Origin of the sequence: Coprococcus sp. HPP0074 (assembly GCF_964238105.1) — a bacterium.
Classification (GTDB): Bacteria; Bacillota; Clostridia; order Lachnospirales; family Lachnospiraceae; genus Faecalimonas; species Faecalimonas umbilicata.
The window spans coordinates 12,812-26,273 of the sequence record NZ_CAXSKS010000005.1 but is presented as its reverse complement, the minus strand read 5'-3'; the positions used below and the strand labels follow the sequence as shown (position 1 = coordinate 26,273).

The following is a 13,462-nucleotide window of genomic DNA, read 5'->3' as shown; positions in this document are numbered from 1 at the left end:
GCAGTTACTTCTGCCGCCTACAACTACTTTTTTCTTTTTTTACCATCCTCTTAGCAAACAGAAGAAGCACATACATTCTCAAGAATCTCTGTCAATGCACTCTTGCTGCTTGTATGACATCGCACAATGTCTGCGTTGCATTTCTCTGCTTCTGCAACTGCACAGCGTACCATCTTGTGAGATACGGTATTCGTAAACAAGATCAGCAGATCCGGAGTGCCAATCTGTTCACTTAGATTTGCAGACATCTGTGTAAATACTTTCGCTTTACACTTATACCCTTTACATATTTTTTTATACTGACAAACCATCCGGTCATGGCCTCCTACAATTACAACGCTCATCTTTCTGTCCTTTCTTTTCTCTTCTGTCTACAAATCTGCAAGATTTTTCCCGAGCTCTTCACACTTTTCCAATGCCTCCTGATCCGGTGTCTCCTGACAGATCACACCTTCTCCTCCGATGACATTTGCTCCCGCCTGCTGCATACGCGCTTCCCAGTCTCTCATCCATTCTCCATCTCCCCATCCGTAAGAACCGAACAAGCCAACTGTCTTTCCTTTCACAAATGCTTCCAATGTTTCCACAAAAGGCTCCATCTCTGATTCTTCCAGCACTTCCGCTCCCATCGCCGGGCAGCCAAGTGCAAACACTGCCTCTTCCTTTAATTCTTCTGGTGAGATGCTTCCCACCTCTACAACCGCACTTTCTTTTCCTTCTGAACGGATTCCCCTTGCGACCGCTTCAGCCATCGCCTCTGTATTTCCTGTCTGTGACCAATATACTACATAAATTTTATCCATGATCTTCCTCCTTATCTTTTCCTTGTCTCTGCTTCTTTTTTCATCGACAATGTATTTTTATGCCACACATCCCCGGACTAGTTCTTCTATCCGAATTCCTCTGGCAACCGCTTGGATCAATGCTTCTTTTGCCTCTTCAAATGCCTGAAACAGGCAAATCTTCTCTCCCATATTCGTGTATACTTTCCAATATCCTGCATAAAGATAATTTTTGCCTTTCTGCTCTATAAATCCTGTGACATCATCGAGCGGATATCCAAGAAGCAGACCCATCTCATGCGGAAACATTCCTCCTGCTGTCATATAAGATTCGTAACGTTTCTGAAAGGTATACAAAATAGCTCCTAATGTCAACTGCCCATATCCTTCTTTCTGAAAGAAATCCCTCATCTTTGGATGTTCTATCACTTGTTCTAGATCTTTTCTGCGATATAGAAGATATGTGATCTTTTCTGTCGTCCGGAGTAGCCGGAAATAAGAGATTCCTGAGTGCTTCAAAACCATTTTTACTGCTGTTTCATTCTCCGCTGGAATGATAAAAAGATTAGAAACTTTCAGTCCCATGATCAATGGTGCACATTGCAGAGCAAGCTGTGTTTCGATCTTTTTGAAATCCATCCCCTTCACAAGTTCAAATATTTCCTGACTCATGTTTCCTCCTTCTCTTGTTAGTTGTTTCTAATTTATGTTTATATTATCTAATTCAAGTTGATTCGTCAATACTTTTATTGATCTATTTTTCTCAATAATCTTTCCGTTAAAAAAGAAGAAGTATCCTGCCATCTGTACAGACAGCAAGGATACTTCTTATCTCTCACACGCTTTTTGATATGCTATTCCATTAAATTTTTCATACTATCCAGCCCAATGAATAGTGTTGATGTATTATGAAACAATGCAGAGGATGTCGGCTGCAGAATTCCTGCCACTCCAAGGGCAATGAGTGCAGCGTTAATTCCAACAATCAGTCGATAATTTCTTCCAATCCGCTGCATCAATCTGTCACTGAGTCTCTTCAACAAAACAAGTTCATACAAGTTATCTGCACTGATTGTAATGTCCGCAATCTCCCTTGCAAGCTCTGCGCCGTCACTGATTGCAATGCCGACATCTGCCGCTGACAGCGCCGGAGAATCATTGATGCCATCTCCAATCATAATAACTTTCTTTCCTTTTGCTCTCTCCTTCTCCACAAATCTCGCTTTCTCTTCCGGAAGCACCTCCGAATCATAATCATCCACGCCCACTCTTTTCGCAATGGAAGCTGCTGTCCGTTCACTGTCCCCAGTCATCATAACAATATTTGCAATTCCCTCCTCTTTTAGCAGGCGGATCACTTCCACTGCTTCGTCCCGCAGAGGATCTTCGATGCGGATCACTGCTGCAAGTTCCTGTTCCATCGCGAGATAGAGATGTGAGTATTCCCCGGAAAGACTCTCAAAAAGTTCTTCTTTTCCTTCTGGAATCCGACACTTCTCATCTTCAAATACAAAATGATAGCTTCCTATCACCGCCCGCTTTCCTTCAATCTCTGTTGAGATTCCATGGGCTACCATATACTCTACTTTGGAATGCATTTCTTCATGTTCCAGATTCCGCTTCTTGGCCGCATACACAACCGCTTTGGCCATGGAATGTGGAAAGTGCTCTTCCATACATGCCGCCACTCTTAACAGTTCATCCGGATCATCTCCATTAAACGATATGACATCCACAACCGTCGGATGAGCTTTTGTGAGTGTTCCTGTCTTATCAAAAACAATCGTGTCTGCTTCTGCAACAGCTTCTAGGTACTTTCCGCCTTTTACAGTCAGATGATATTTGCTCGCCTCACGAATAGCTGATAGTACTGAGATCGGCATTGACAGTTTCATCGCGCAGGAAAAATCTACCATCAGTACCGAGAGCGCCTTTGTCACATTTCTTGTCAGAAGGTATACTAGTCCTGTGCCTGCAAACGTATATGGAACCAACTGATCCGCCAAATGTTCTGCCTTTCCTTCCAGCGAAGACTTTAACTTCTCGGATGCTTCAATCATCGTCACGATTTTTTCAAATCTGCTCGAACCACCAGTCTTCTCCACACGCAGGGTAATCTCTCCTTCTTCCAATACCGTTCCGGCATAGACAGAATCTTCACTGCTTCTTCTTACTGGAACAGACTCTCCAGTCAACGCAGCTTGATTAATCATAGCCTCTCCTTCTATTACAGTACCGTCAAACGGGATAACGTTTCCCATATGTACAACGATTAAATCTCCTTTTTTTACGGTTGATGCCGCAACAAGGATTTCCTGATCATTCTTTTTTATCCATACTTTTTCTACATTGAGCGACATCATACGCGCAAGGTCATCCACAGACTTTTTATGTGTCCACTCCTCCAGCAATTCTCCGATAGAAAGGAAAAACATAATGGAAGATGCTGTGTCAAAGTCATTTCTCAGAATCGAAACGCCGATGGCAGTCGCATCAAGAACCGGAACTTCTATTTTTCCTTTACACAGTATTTTTAATCCCTGATAAATATATTTGACAGACATTGCAGCCGTATACAGTGCCGTCATCGGATAAGGCAGAAACCACTTACGCATCCATCGGAATAAAATTTTATCTATAATTTTTTCCTGATATGCTGCATTCAGTGCCCTGCCTGATGTCTCAAGTACTTCATTCGGAACAACTACCTTATCATAACAAAAGCTACGCAGCATTTCCAATATTCTACGTCGCTCTCCCTTGTAACGAATGACCGCATCCCCAGTGCGCTCGTATACTTTCGCAGAGATTACTTCACTTTTATTTTCCAGATAATAAAGTAATGTATCCGCCTGTCGGTATGTCATTGTACTTCCCGGAAAATGTACCCGCATTCGTCCCTCTATTTCATGTTTTATCTTAAATCTCACTGTTTACCTCTTTTCCATATGTAGAACAACTAAAAGGAAACACCTGCTGATCCTGTTCGCCTTTTGGCAAGAAATCCGCAAGTGTTCTCTCTGTTAATTCCATCCTGTTCTCTGCAATTAGAGCTCTCTCTCCGTTTCATCATCAGTACAAGCTTCCGACGCAACTTCTTCGACCTCTTCAAATACGTCTGCCTCTTCTTCCGAAGCACGTTTTGCGTTAATCTCCTTTGCTTCCTCGTAAATATCCTCTGCATTCTCCTGGATTGTTGTTGCTGTCTTCATCACACATTCTTTTGCTCTGAGTACTGCTGCGGTACAGTTTGTATACACTTTCTTCGCATCTTTACTCGCAAGCAGCTTTACTCCTGCTGTACCAAACAAAACTCCTGCCGCAAAGATTCCTGTTTTCTTCATGTTAATACATTTAAAACAATCTAACATTTTTATCCCTCCTAGATTTATTTATGTTTGTAGCCTGTGTAGAGTGTCATGAACAGACATGCGACCATTGCCCATGCCCAAAATCTATGGTTTTTCATCTGCCTCTTCCCTCCTACAATATTTTTGTCATTATAATCCTGCCTGCGGATAATTTCCATTATTTTTCTGTTATTGAGAAATTTTATCTTTTAAAGTCCTATCACGATCAGTCTCAAACACAAGACTCAATCACAACTGCTTTTGCTTTTTGCGTTCCGATGTATCCACAGCTTTTCAGCCCTGCAAGAATCACTTCATTCCAGTTTTTTGATGACAGGTACCGTACAGTATGATCCTCCATCTCAATTCTGCATACTTCTCTGCTGCCATTTTCCTCATCGCAGGCAATTTTATACATATTCTTCCTGCTGATCGCACCAATCTCCTCCAGCTTATTGACAAGACGATATACCGTTGCCGTCCCAATTCCCGGATCAAGCTTAGATGCCCGGTAAAAAATTTCCTTGCAGGAAGAACAGTCTTCTTCCAATATAATATCCAAAAGGATCTGCCTCTGTTGCGTAATCCGGCAACCTTGCTCCCGAAGTTTCTGAAGAACCATCTCTTTTTTCATCTTTGTCCGCCGATAGTTGCCTGTCTCATTTACTTTTTTAATCTGTCCTGTCATGTTTTGGCTCATACCGTCCTTTCCAAAATGAAAACTATTTCTCTCTAATGGCAGTGCCCACCACAATGTTTACAATCTCCGCCACAGTGAAGTGATTTTCCATTTTTCTTATCTTTTACCATGCTTCTCACTGCGAGCGCTACTAACCCTACAACGATCATTCCTGCAACAATTGTTCCCATATTCCTTCCTCCTTTTTAATAATTTTTCAGTTTATAATCTATCTCTTTCCTATGAAAAAAGACTGCCTCAGAGAACTCCTCCGAACCGGCAGTCTTTCTTATTTCTATTTTGCACCTGCCATTGCTTTCATATTGACATGAAGTGTCTTACTTTCTTTATATGGACGTACAAGCAGATACATAAATCCAATCACAAGTAAACATGCGACTGCTGTGGCGATACCAAATGTTCCGGTAGTAATCCAAGTTCCAATCTGGTAAACACAGAGAGAAACAACATACGCCAACAATGTCTGATAACCGACTGCAAACCAAAACCATTTTGCATTGTTCATCTCTCTTTTGATCGCTCCCATCGCTGCAAAGCAAGGAGCGCAAAGCAGATTGAATACCAGGAAAGAATATGCCGCAACTGCTGTCATGCTTCCTGCAAGTGCGCCCCATATCTCTGCTCCATCTTCTGCTACTTCCGCAAATCCAAACAAAATACCAAAGGTTCCTACTACATTTTCTTTTGCAATCAGACCCGTTACTGCTGCAACTGCCATCTTCCAGTCTCCCCATCCAAGCGGTGCAAATACTGGTGCGATCACACTTCCTATCTTCGCAAGGATACTGCTGTCAAGCTGTTCTGCTTCCAACATTCCAAAAGAGCCGTCACTCCATCCAAAATTCATCAAAAACCACAGTACGATGGTCGATAGCAAAATAATCGTTCCCGCTTTTTTGATAAAAGAAGATCCTCTTTCCCACATGCTTCTCAACACATTTCCGACTGTCGGCATATGATATGCAGGAAGTTCCATAACAAACGGAGCCGGATCACCCGCAAACATCTTTGTCTTTTTCAGAATAATTCCAGAGCAAATAATCGCCGCAATTCCCACAAAGTAAGCACTCGGCGCTACCCACCAGGCACCGTCAAAGAGCGCCCCTGCAATCAGTGCAATAATTGGAAGCTTTGCTCCACATGGGATAAAAGTTGTTGTCATAATTGTCATTTTTCGATCTCTGTCGTTTTCGATTGTCCTGGATGCCATAATCCCGGGAACTCCGCATCCACTTCCGATCAGCATCGGGATAAATGATTTTCCGGATAAGCCAAACTTGCGGAAAATTCTATCCATAATAAATGCAACTCTCGCCATGTATCCACACGCTTCTAAAAATGCAAGGAAAATAAAGAGCACAAGCATCTGTGGAACAAAACCAAGAACCGCTCCTACACCGGCAACAATTCCATCCAGAATCAATGCCTGCAGCCAGTCTGCACAACCGATTGCATTTAACGCACTTTCTACAAGAACCGGAACACCCGGAACCGAGATTCCAAAAAAGCTCCATCCATCTCCGAATACACCGTCATTTGCCCAATCTGTCGCCCACGTTCCTACTGTCGTCACAGATACATAGTAGACAAGAAACATCACTGCCGCAAAAATCGGCAATGCCAACCATCTGTTTGTCACGATACGGTCAATTTTATCGGAAGTTGTCAATTTTTCCTTAGATCCTTTCGTCACACAAGATCCAATGATAGAGGAAATATACGTATATCGTTCATTGGTGATCACGCTCTCTGTGTCATCATCAAACACGTTCTCCATTTCCTGGATTTCTGTACTGACATCCGGAACGCGTTCCATCTGAGATCCAATCTTATCATCTCTTTCTAACAGTTTTATTGCAAAGAAACGTTTCTGTTGTTCTTCTACAATTCCGGTTAGCTTTTCTTCTACTTTTCTAATGATCAGCTCTGCTTCTTTGGAGAACTCATGTACAGGCACCACCGCTTTGTTCTGCCGTGCAAGTCCCACCGCTTTCTCTGCTGCTTTCTTGATGCCGGTTCCTTTCAATGCAGAAATCTCAACAACCTCACATCCAAGTTTTTTGCTGAGCTCCTGAATATGGATACGATCGCCATTCTTCTCCAACACATCAATCATATTGACTGCCATCACAACCGGAATTCCAAGTTCCATCAGCTGCGTGGAAAGATACAGATTCCTCTCAATATTCGTTCCATCCACAATATTTAAAATTGCATCCGGACGCTCCCCGATTAGATAATTTCTTGCCACAACTTCTTCCAGTGTATATGGGGATAAAGAATAAATTCCCGGCAAGTCCATGATCACAACATCTTTATGTCCCTTTAACTTCCCCTCTTTTTTTTCTACCGTAACTCCCGGCCAGTTCCCGACAAATTGGTTGGAACCTGTCAGTGCATTAAACAACGTTGTCTTTCCGCAGTTTGGATTCCCTGCAAGTGCTATTTTTACTGACATACTACTTCTCCTTTTTTCTTATTCCTTTTTTACTAATTTTCTTTGTTTGTTTCACCTTTCTTTCGTTAGCATTCGCTAACCAGTGGGCAAAAAAAATTATTCTACTTCTATCATCTGGGCATCTGCTTTTCTCAGCGACAATTCATATCCTCTGACCGTCACTTCAATCGGATCTCCAAGAGGCGCTACCTTTCTCACAAAAACATCTACCCCTTTTGTAATTCCCATATCCATAATTCTGCGCTTGACCGGTCCCTCCCCTGTCAGCTTTTTTACCTTCACCGTCTTGCCGCAAGGTATCTTGTTCAATGTGTTCATAATTTTTCTCATTCCTTTCTATCAGATCTTATTTTCTAAATCTGTTTTATTCTGCGCTTCTATGACGATTGTTTGTCTCGCAGTGTTTTACACAATAATTTTATTCGCCATATCTTTCCCAATCGCGATTCGGGCACCTTTGATCTCAACAATCATATTTCCTCCATTTGTAGAAATGACTGTCACAACCCCGCCCGGAACAAATCCAAGATTTTCAAGAAATCGACGTGTTTCTTCTTTTCCCCCGATTCTTATGATCGTGTTCGGTTCATTTACACTTACCATCGTCAGCGGCATACTATCATCTTCTTTCTCTGTTGAAATTGATAAACATTTTCATCTGTTGATTAGTATAATCTAATTACTATTAGTTGTCAATTACTTTTTTGTTTTATTTTTCATTTTATTGATCTCCGTGACAGCTTCGCTCTTCCTCAGTATTTATTTGTATTTTTTTCGCCACTATGTTATACTACTTTCAGTTTCATGTAATTTTTTTAAAGCAAAAATAAATTTCTATTTGGAAAAGGAGGCGAAGATTTTGAGAACTTTTGGAAATGAGTCTGCAGAAAATTACTTGGAAACCATTCTTGTTCTAAGTAAAAAGCTCCCGGTTGTACGCTCTGTCGATATCGCAAACGAACTGGGATTCAAAAAATCCAGTGTCAGTGTCGCTATGAAAAATCTTCGTGAGAAGAAGCATATTACTGTGTCAGAAGCCGGTTTCATTTTCCTGACAGATTCCGGGCGCGAGATTGCAGAGATGATCTATGAACGCCATGAATTTCTGACTGACTGGCTTGTGAAACTAGGTGTATCCGAGGAAATCGCTTCCGAAGATGCATGCCGGATTGAACATGTGATCAGCAGTGAGAGCTTTGAAGCGATTAAGCGTCATATTCCATCTGAGCGATAATTTTAAAAGAGTATTTCTCTATAATAAAAAAGTGTGCCTCACAGGTTAATCTCATGGATTCTCCTGCGAAGCACACTTTTATTTTCTATATACTTTTCTATGCGAAGCCGCTTCCTTTTCTTCTTTCTCTTTGTCGACAAACATCAGAAGAAATGCTGCTGCAAGAAGTCCCGCACTGACGAGAATCGCTTTTCCATGCAGATATCTGATACAAGCATTTCCAAGCACAGCTCCCATCACAAAACAAATAATAATCCCATAATAGAGCATTCCCTTCTCCACTGCCTTCCGATTTTTTGTACTCCAATATTCACAAAGGTTCTGTGTAGCACTCCTCAAATTTCCGATACACATCGTTGTGGCAATTCCCTGCCCGTGAATTTTACGAAAACTTTCCACCTGGATTCCACACGCAAACGAAATTAGACTGTTTGCAACTGTGTTCATGCTCTGTGGAAAAAATGCAACACAAATAAGGACAAATGCCTCTATCAGCACACAAATCTGGCGCCAATGAAAATTCTTCTCATCTGTCTTCATGCGTACGATATCTGCCAATGCGATTCCAACCACAAAAGCACTGATTGGAAACAGATAATGCAGCGCTGCCGTCCAGTTCTTCTCCGCCAACTGAATTCCAAATAGCAAAATATTTCCTGTTTGTGCATTGGCAAATACATGGTCTCTGTAAATATAAGAATAGGCATCCATCAATCCGCCTGACAAAGCAAGCAAAATTCCAAGTTCAATGGATTCTGACATCTGTTTTGAACGTTTCATCTCATCCCCGGCTTTCTTTTCCTTTTATGTGGAACAAAACAATCTATCTTACGAAAGTCTATTTTTGAAATCTTCATAACCGAATGTCCGCACAAGATGTTCTTCTCCTTCTTGATCGCGGAAAACAATCGATGGAAGTGCCATTCCGTTGAACGTATTTGTCTTTACCATCGTATAAAGCGCCATATCTTCAAATACCACACGGCTTCCTTCTGTAAGCGGTTTTTCAAAAGAATAGTCACCGATCACATCTCCTGCAAGACAGGTTGGACCGGCAAATCGATAAGTATATTGTTTTTCTCCCGGATTGCCTGACTTCTGTACCGGTGGACGGTACGGCATCTCCAGTACATCCGGCATATGACATGCTGCCGATGTATCCAGTATGGCAATCTCCATATTATTATGCACGATTTCCATCACACTTGCAACAAGATCTCCCGCATTTAATACGACTGCCTCTCCCGGTTCCAGGTAAACTTCCAATTGGTATTTTTCTCTCAGACGGCGGATAATCCTCACAAGTCGCTCTCGATCATAATCTGCTCTTGTGATATGATGTCCTCCTCCGAGATTCAACCACTTCATCTGCGGAAGCCACTTTCCAAACTTATCCTCCAGCGCTTCGACCGTCTTCTCCAAATCATCCGAGTTCTGCTCACAGAGCGTGTGCATATGAATTCCATCGAGAAGCGGTACGAGCTCCTCCTCAAATGCTTCTAATGTTGTTCCAAGCCGTGAACCCGGTGCGCATGGGTCGTAAATGGCATGGCCCTCCTGTGTGGAACACTCCGGATTGACACGCAGTCCGATAGATTTTCCCGCATTCTTTGCGCGAATCCCATATTTTCTTACCTGTGCCGGAGAGTTAAATACAAGATCATCTACATACTGGAGCAATTCGTCAAATTCCTCCGCCCGATATGCCGGGGAGAACACATGTGTCTCCCCGCCAAACTCTTCTTTGCCAAGTCTTGCCTCATAAAGACCACTTGCCGTAGTCCCGCAAAGATACTTTCTAAGAAGCGGATAGACAGAAAACATCGAGAATGCTTTTTGCGCCAAAAGGATCTTACATCCACTTTCTTCTGCCACCTGCTTTAAAATCTCAAGATTGTGAAGCAGTCTTCGCTCATCCACAACAAAATATGGTGTAGAGACTACTTCCTTCCCCATGCTGCTCATTAGTCCACCAGCACTGGATTGTGAGATTCGATCCATGGAAGTCCCCATGTATTGAGCGCATCCATAAACGGATCTGGATCAAACTCTTCGATGTTATGTACACCCGGTTTGTTCCATTTTCCAGTCATGATCATCATCGCACCAATCATCGCCGGCACCCCAGTTGTATATGCCACAGCCTGCGATCCAACTTCTTTGTAGCATTCTTGATGATCACAAATATTATATAACTGATATGTCTTTTCCTTTCCATCTTTCTTTCCCTGGAAAATACATCCGATATTGGTCTTTCCTTTTGTACGCGGTCCCAGTGAAGAAGGATCCGGAAGGACTGCTTTTAAGAACTGTAACGGGATGATCTCTTTTCCTTCATACATGATCGGCTCGATCGAAGTCATTCCCACATTTTCCAGGCATTTTAAATGTGTCAGATAACTCTGGCCAAATGTCATGAAGAAACGAATTCTCTTGATTCCCGGAATATTTAATGCAAGACTTTCAATCTCCTCATGGTGGAGCAGATACATATCTTTCTCTCCGACTCCATCAAAATTATAAACTCTTTTAATCTCCATCGGCTCTGTCTCTACCCATTTTCCATCTTCCCAGTAAGAACCTTTTGCGGATACTTCGCGAATATTGATTTCCGGATTGAAGTTTGTCGCAAACGGGTACCCATGATCTCCGCCGTTGCAGTCTAAAATATCGATATAGTTGATTTCATCAAATTCATGTTTTAATGCATATGCGGAGAAAACACTTGTCACACCCGGATCAAATCCGCTTCCAAGAAGTGCTGTGATCCCTGCCTTTTCAAAACGTTCTCTGTACGCCCACTGCCAGCTGTACTCAAATTTTGCCGTATCTTCCGGCTCGTAGTTCGCTGTATCTACATAGTGTGTCTTTGTCGCAAGACATGCATCCATGATCGTCAGATCCTGGTATGGAAGCGCAAGATTTAAGACAACATCCGGTTTTTCCTTTTCGATCAGTGCAATCAGTTCTTCCACGTTATCCGCATCTACCTGTGCAGTTGTGATCTTTGTTTTTGTCGTTCCTTCGAGTTTTTCTTTCAGCGCATCGCATTTTGATTTTGTTCTGCTCGCAAGACAAATCTCTTCAAATACCTCACTGTTCTGACAGCATTTATGCACTGCCACTGAAGCAACTCCTCCACATCCTACAATCAACACTTTACCCATTTTTTGTTCCTCCTTGTTTCTTTTCTCTTGTTTTTCTTTTATTTTTTGTTTAACTTCTTCGGAAACTTTTCTACTTACTCAGCGCAAGCAACATTTCTCTTACAATCTTACATGCCGCTGCTGTTGAGATGCCGCTTGGATCATAGTGCGGGCTCAATTCATTTACATCACAGGCGACAACATTTGCCCGGCTGCACACTTTCTCAGCCGCTTTTCTCAGTGCATCAAAGGTAACTCCTCCCGGCTCCGGTGTCCCGGTTCCCGGAAAGACAGATGGATCCAACACATCCAGATCCAGTGTGAAATAAATCGGCATTCCTTCCAGTTTCTCCAACACTTCCTCAAGTCCCTCAAAGTCAAATTTTTTCATTGTCACATGCTCTTTTGCCCAATAAAATTCTTCCCGGTCACCGGAACGGATACCAAATTGGTAAATTCTTTCGTCTCCGACAAGATCCCAGCATCTTCGGATCACCGAAGCATGCGAAAGCTGCTCTCCTAAATATTCTTCCCGCAAGTCCGCATGGGCATCAAAATGAATGATATGGATATCCGGATATTTTTCCAAAACTGCCCTAAATGCACCAAGCGTCACAAGATGCTCTCCTCCGAGCATAAATGGGATTGCAGAGTTATCTAAGATTTCTTTTGCCTGTTCTTCAATCTGCGCAAGCGCCTTTTTTGTATTTCCAAAGCAAAGCTCCAGATCTCCACAATCCATCACCTTCGTATCTTCCAAATCTTTGTCCTGGTAAGGACTGTAGCACTCGATCCCATAAGATTCTCTGCGGATCGCACTGCTTCCAAACCGTGTGCCGGGCCGGTAAGACGTCGTCGAATCAAACGGCGCACCGAACAATACGATGTCCGCCTCATGTGCTTCCTTTTCACATGCCATAAATACTTCTACATTTTTATTCAACATTTTCTAACATCTCCTCTACGTAGTACGGCAAATAAAACGCTCCCTTGTGGAGTGTCGTCGTATAATATCTGCAAGAGATTCCTCTCATGTTCCATGCAATATCATTTAAGTCTCTGAGCGGATGATATTTTTTTGATGCGAATCCAAACAGCCAGTGTCCGGACGGATAGGTCGGAATGTGCGCATGGTACACCTTGCTGATCGGGAAAGATTCCACGATCCGTTTGTGCATTCTCTGGCAGGAAATAGCATCTTCATCATAAAATGGACTTTCATGCTGGTTGATCATGATTCCGTCCTCTTTCAAGGCTTTGTTACAATTTCCATAAAACTCTCTTGTAAAAAGTCCTTCGCCCGGTCCAAATGGATCCGTCGAGTCAACAATGATCAGATCGTACTGATTTTCCCGGCTCCGCACAAACCGAAGCCCATCCTCATAATGGATCTCCACCCTCGGATCATCTAGCCGGCAGGCAGTCTGTGGAAGATATTTCCTGCACACTTCCACAACCTGCTCATCGATTTCCACCATATCAATGTGTGCAATTTCCGGATACTTTGTCAGCTCTCGGATAATCCCTCCGTCTCCCGCGCCGATCACAAGCACATTTTTCACGGATGGATGCACCGCCATCGGAATATGTGTCATCATCTCATGATAAATAAATTCATCCTTCTCCGTCAGCATAATGTAACCATCCAACACAAGCATTCGGCCGAACTCCGGCGACTCAAACACATCAATCCGTTGGAATTCACTTTTTCCACTATAAAGCTGTCTGTCAACTCTCACTGAAAATTTTACATGAGGTGTCTGTACCTCAGAAAACCATAGTTCCATCTTCC

Annotated in this window: 16 protein-coding genes; 1 reads left to right on the top strand and 15 read right to left on the bottom strand. The window is 42.6% G+C overall.

Translation table 11 applies throughout. The features are described 5' to 3' along the window. Positions 1–50: 50 nt before the first annotated feature. The 10 genes from ACESPO_RS07490 to ACESPO_RS07445 form a co-directional block, all read right to left on the bottom strand. A complete protein-coding gene (locus ACESPO_RS07490; RefSeq protein WP_008975002.1) occupies positions 51–344 on the bottom strand; it encodes a DUF2325 domain-containing protein in 294 nt (97 codons plus the stop codon). Positions 345–371: 27 nt separating this feature from the next. Further along, positions 372–803 carry a flavodoxin gene (locus tag ACESPO_RS07485; RefSeq protein ID WP_336305212.1) on the bottom strand — a complete coding sequence of 144 codons (432 nt, stop codon included), beginning with the start codon at positions 801–803 and terminating at the stop codon, positions 372–374. A 57-nt stretch (positions 804–860) separates the two neighbouring features. Next, positions 861–1,454 (bottom strand): DUF3793 family protein, encoded by a 594-nt coding sequence (locus ACESPO_RS07480; protein WP_009262308.1) that lies wholly within the window; start codon positions 1,452–1,454, stop codon positions 861–863. 182 nt (positions 1,455–1,636) lie between these two features. After that, on the bottom strand, positions 1,637–3,676 hold the full coding sequence (locus ACESPO_RS07475) for a heavy metal translocating P-type ATPase (RefSeq protein WP_499788685.1): 2,040 nt from the start codon (positions 3,674–3,676) through the stop codon (positions 1,637–1,639). Between the two features lie 153 nt (positions 3,677–3,829). Next, complete coding sequence (locus ACESPO_RS07470) at positions 3,830–4,153, bottom strand: DUF6110 family protein (protein ID WP_499788648.1); 324 nt, start codon at positions 4,151–4,153, stop codon at positions 3,830–3,832. Between the two features lie 211 nt (positions 4,154–4,364). Then, positions 4,365–4,886, bottom strand: a complete 522-nt coding sequence (locus ACESPO_RS07465; RefSeq protein ID WP_499788647.1) for a transcriptional repressor — start codon at positions 4,884–4,886, stop codon at positions 4,365–4,367. Continuing rightward, positions 4,865–5,002, bottom strand: a complete 138-nt coding sequence (locus ACESPO_RS07460; protein ID WP_008974998.1) for a FeoB-associated Cys-rich membrane protein — start codon at positions 5,000–5,002, stop codon at positions 4,865–4,867. The genes ACESPO_RS07465 and ACESPO_RS07460 overlap by 22 nt, the downstream gene beginning before the upstream one ends. Before the next feature lie 104 nt (positions 5,003–5,106). Then, the gene (gene feoB, locus ACESPO_RS07455) at positions 5,107–7,290 is read right to left on the bottom strand and encodes a ferrous iron transport protein B (RefSeq protein WP_009262313.1); all 2,184 of its coding nucleotides are present in this window, start codon (positions 7,288–7,290) and stop codon (positions 5,107–5,109) included. A gap of 96 nt (positions 7,291–7,386) precedes the next feature. Further along, entirely contained in the window at positions 7,387–7,608 is a 222-nt protein-coding gene (locus ACESPO_RS07450; protein WP_008974995.1) for a FeoA family protein, read from the bottom strand. 87 nt (positions 7,609–7,695) lie between these two features. Further along, positions 7,696–7,905: a FeoA family protein gene (locus tag ACESPO_RS07445; RefSeq protein ID WP_009262314.1), complete on the bottom strand. Its 210-nt coding sequence runs from the start codon at positions 7,903–7,905 to the stop codon at positions 7,696–7,698. A 244-nt stretch (positions 7,906–8,149) separates the two neighbouring features. Between ACESPO_RS07445 and ACESPO_RS07440 the strand changes: the two genes are divergently transcribed. Beyond that, positions 8,150–8,524 (top strand): metal-dependent transcriptional regulator, encoded by a 375-nt coding sequence (locus ACESPO_RS07440; RefSeq protein WP_008974993.1) that lies wholly within the window; start codon positions 8,150–8,152, stop codon positions 8,522–8,524. Positions 8,525–8,602: 78 nt separating this feature from the next. Here ACESPO_RS07440 and ACESPO_RS07435 read toward each other — a convergent pair whose 3' ends face one another. The 5 genes from ACESPO_RS07435 to speE all read right to left on the bottom strand — a co-directional run bounded on the left by ACESPO_RS07435 (position 8,603) and on the right by speE (position 13,457). After that, positions 8,603–9,304 carry a YoaK family protein gene (locus tag ACESPO_RS07435; RefSeq protein ID WP_008974992.1) on the bottom strand — a complete coding sequence of 234 codons (702 nt, stop codon included), beginning with the start codon at positions 9,302–9,304 and terminating at the stop codon, positions 8,603–8,605. 48 nt (positions 9,305–9,352) lie between these two features. Then, on the bottom strand, positions 9,353–10,489 hold the full coding sequence (gene nspC, locus ACESPO_RS07430) for a carboxynorspermidine decarboxylase (protein WP_008974991.1): 1,137 nt from the start codon (positions 10,487–10,489) through the stop codon (positions 9,353–9,355). Beyond that, entirely contained in the window at positions 10,489–11,691 is a 1,203-nt protein-coding gene (locus ACESPO_RS07425; RefSeq protein WP_009262317.1) for a saccharopine dehydrogenase family protein, read from the bottom strand. The genes nspC and ACESPO_RS07425 overlap by 1 nt, the downstream gene beginning before the upstream one ends. A gap of 70 nt (positions 11,692–11,761) precedes the next feature. Continuing rightward, positions 11,762–12,616, bottom strand: coding sequence for an agmatinase (gene speB / locus ACESPO_RS07420; RefSeq protein WP_120105312.1), 855 nt, complete (start codon positions 12,614–12,616; stop codon positions 11,762–11,764). Continuing rightward, on the bottom strand, positions 12,606–13,457 hold the full coding sequence (gene speE / locus ACESPO_RS07415) for a polyamine aminopropyltransferase (RefSeq protein WP_008974988.1): 852 nt from the start codon (positions 13,455–13,457) through the stop codon (positions 12,606–12,608). Before speE ends, speB begins: the two co-directional genes overlap by 11 nt. Between the last annotated feature and the right edge of the window lie 5 nt (positions 13,458–13,462).

Coding starts and splice junctions, on each gene's coding strand:
- ACESPO_RS07490 (WP_008975002.1), bottom strand. CDS start 344: ATGAGCGTTGTAATTGTAGGAGGCCATGACCGGATGGTTTGTCAGTAT.
- ACESPO_RS07485 (WP_336305212.1), bottom strand. CDS start 803: ATGGATAAAATTTATGTAGTATATTGGTCACAGACAGGAAATACAGAG.
- ACESPO_RS07480 (WP_009262308.1), bottom strand. CDS start 1,454: ATGAGTCAGGAAATATTTGAACTTGTGAAGGGGATGGATTTCAAAAAG.
- ACESPO_RS07475 (WP_499788685.1), bottom strand. CDS start 3,676: ATGCGGGTACATTTTCCGGGAAGTACAATGACATACCGACAGGCGGAT.
- ACESPO_RS07470 (WP_499788648.1), bottom strand. CDS start 4,153: ATGTTAGATTGTTTTAAATGTATTAACATGAAGAAAACAGGAATCTTT.
- ACESPO_RS07460 (WP_008974998.1), bottom strand. CDS start 5,002: ATGGGAACAATTGTTGCAGGAATGATCGTTGTAGGGTTAGTAGCGCTC.
- feoB (WP_009262313.1), bottom strand. CDS start 7,290: ATGTCAGTAAAAATAGCACTTGCAGGGAATCCAAACTGCGGAAAGACA.
- ACESPO_RS07450 (WP_008974995.1), bottom strand. CDS start 7,608: ATGAACACATTGAACAAGATACCTTGCGGCAAGACGGTGAAGGTAAAA.
- ACESPO_RS07445 (WP_009262314.1), bottom strand. CDS start 7,905: ATGCCGCTGACGATGGTAAGTGTAAATGAACCGAACACGATCATAAGA.
- ACESPO_RS07435 (WP_008974992.1), bottom strand. CDS start 9,304: ATGAAACGTTCAAAACAGATGTCAGAATCCATTGAACTTGGAATTTTG.
- nspC (WP_008974991.1), bottom strand. CDS start 10,489: ATGAGCAGCATGGGGAAGGAAGTAGTCTCTACACCATATTTTGTTGTG.
- ACESPO_RS07425 (WP_009262317.1), bottom strand. CDS start 11,691: ATGGGTAAAGTGTTGATTGTAGGATGTGGAGGAGTTGCTTCAGTGGCA.
- speB (WP_120105312.1), bottom strand. CDS start 12,616: ATGTTGAATAAAAATGTAGAAGTATTTATGGCATGTGAAAAGGAAGCA.
- speE (WP_008974988.1), bottom strand. CDS start 13,457: ATGGAACTATGGTTTTCTGAGGTACAGACACCTCATGTAAAATTTTCA.